The organism is Brunnivagina elsteri CCALA 953 (genome assembly GCF_002289455.1).
Lineage (GTDB): Bacteria > Cyanobacteriota > Cyanobacteriia > Cyanobacteriales > Nostocaceae > Brunnivagina > Brunnivagina elsteri.
This window is the reverse complement of the sequence record NZ_NTFS01000666.1, coordinates 1-2079: the sequence shown is the minus strand read 5'-3', so window position 1 is coordinate 2079 and position 2079 is coordinate 1. Positions and strand designations below refer to the sequence as shown.

The following is a 2079-nucleotide window of genomic DNA, read 5'->3' as shown; positions in this document are numbered from 1 at the left end:
AAAACGCTCAAATCTAGCAAATACTTAGATTGGTCAAGTGACAATTTATATAGTAGTATTATTCGGTGCGATCGCAATTTTGAGATTGAATTTTCATGTATTACTTACTTAGTTCCCTGTAATTTTTCAAAATCTGGCAGAAACACCGACTTTGCGATCGCACCGAATAATACTACTATATAAATTGTCACTTGACCAATCTAAGTATTTGCTAGATTTGAGCGTTTTGATTTGTTCCCTTAAAGTAGCACTTCATTAATCTAGATAAAATTTAAAAAACCCGGTTTCAGGGGAAACCAGGTTTCTATAGTTTGTTTTACTCATAATTCAATATATTTTGCGATATTAGGGATTTATTTAGTAATTAATAATTGTAATTCTATTTATTGAATACTTTTAATTAACTAAAACGAGTACCTCCAGATTGGCGACGGTTTGGCAATCCTCTCTTGGGAGGAGTGCGTAGTTTTAAACTTATTTGCAAATCGGATTTATCGAATGTTGCAACTGTTTGATTCGTTTCCGTCGAAATATTGAATAATTGATTGTTTTCTGTATAGTTATATGTTGTGGAAAATATTCCTGTCGTTATTAAACAAACTATTATAATTAATAATGATTTTACCTTCATTGCTGTCTCCTCTGAAGCCTTGTGACTTCACCTATCTTCTATATTCAATAGGTATGATTTAGTGGAGATATGCAGCTTTAGTTCATCAAAAAATTATCAAATTGGGTTTCTCGTAATAACTTTATGTTTGGATTGTCTAATTTTCACTTTAAACAAACAGATTTCTTCAACCAACAGATTCCCAACTTAGGGACTTCCAGAAAATAAAATCTTCAAGTCATATACTTACCAACATTATCACGCGCAGGGAGACCCCACCCCTACAATTATGAATTTATTTTTTGGTGTTCCTTTAGAGAAGTCGGGAATCAAAATAAAGGTACATTTAAACCAATATTGACACCAAGAGAAAAATTATTTAAGTCAATTGAACTAGCAGAAGACGAACCAAATAAATAAGAAGCAGAACTGCCAATAAACAAATCTTTATTAACGTTATATATCAAATCAACACCGACTTGATGCTGAGTATCAAACCTATCTTGGTTCGTATAATCTTTCAAAGTTAAACGATAATCTAATGCACCTTGTAACTTCGGAGTCAAGTCATAACGCAAACGCGCACCTAAACTATTTGCTACACGATTTTGTGATTTCGGTTCGGCAAAACTAGCACGCAAATCATAAAATGAATCTAATCGCAACCTTTTACTCAATTGGTCTTGCCTACCAATAGTCAAACGTACAGAATCATCAAGTAAAATGCGATCGCGATTATTTTGATTATAAAGTCTGTCTTGTACCCACCCTAATTGTCCGTACATTCCTGGTGCAATTCGTTGCTGTATTCCCGCATTAAAACTCAGGAAATTGTAATTAAATTCTCCTTTGGTGGCAAATCTGGTTAAACCTCCCGTAGCTGATGCAACTAAACGAGTTTCTTCCCCCAATTTCGGAGTCGCGAGCAAAGTTGCGCTATTTACAAACACAGTATCGCTGCGTTGAAGAAAATCAACAGCAGTAATATTAGAACTCGAAAATGTTGAAGAACGTAATAACAACTGCACATCAGGTTGACGAGGTTGTGGTGGTTGCTTCACAGCACGAGGTTTGATATATCTGATTTCCCCTAGTTCCTCTTCGACTTCCTTCTCATTTAAAGGTTCCGCATCCGGAAAAATTGCTGGATTATTTGTTTCTCCAGGATTGGGTAATTGGGAAATATTTTCCTTCCCCCGATCGAATATAATTTCTGGAGGTGCGATACCTACGGTAGGCTTCGCGATCGCATCTGATTTTGACCTATCTAATTCCGAAACTACAAAATCTTCCCTTGCTATTTGTGGTGATGTTGATATCTCCAGTTCTCCAGAAGTTGCAGCATTAACACAACTAACATCCCATGCTAGGAGAGTTATTAAAGAATATAAAGTAATTGAAGAAGTACGCATAGATTTATTTAACCTGTGATTTATATCTTACCCAAGGTAATTCCCAGTGGGCTAATA

Annotated in this window: 3 protein-coding genes; 1 reads left to right on the top strand and 2 read right to left on the bottom strand. The window is 35.3% G+C overall.

From position 1 onward, the window contains the following. On the top strand, positions 1 to 183 hold a 183-nt coding region (locus CK510_RS32185), incomplete at its 5' end, for a hypothetical protein (protein WP_158224995.1). Positions 184 to 400: 217 nt separating this feature from the next. Here the strand turns inward: CK510_RS32185 and CK510_RS29670 are convergent. Then, positions 401 to 631, bottom strand: a complete 231-nt coding sequence (locus CK510_RS29670; protein ID WP_095725027.1) for a hypothetical protein — start codon at positions 629 to 631, stop codon at positions 401 to 403. Positions 632 to 939: 308 nt separating this feature from the next. Continuing rightward, a complete protein-coding gene (locus CK510_RS29665) occupies positions 940 to 2022 on the bottom strand; it encodes an outer membrane beta-barrel protein (RefSeq protein ID WP_095725026.1) in 1083 nt (360 codons plus the stop codon). Positions 2023 to 2079: the final 57 nt, after the last annotated feature.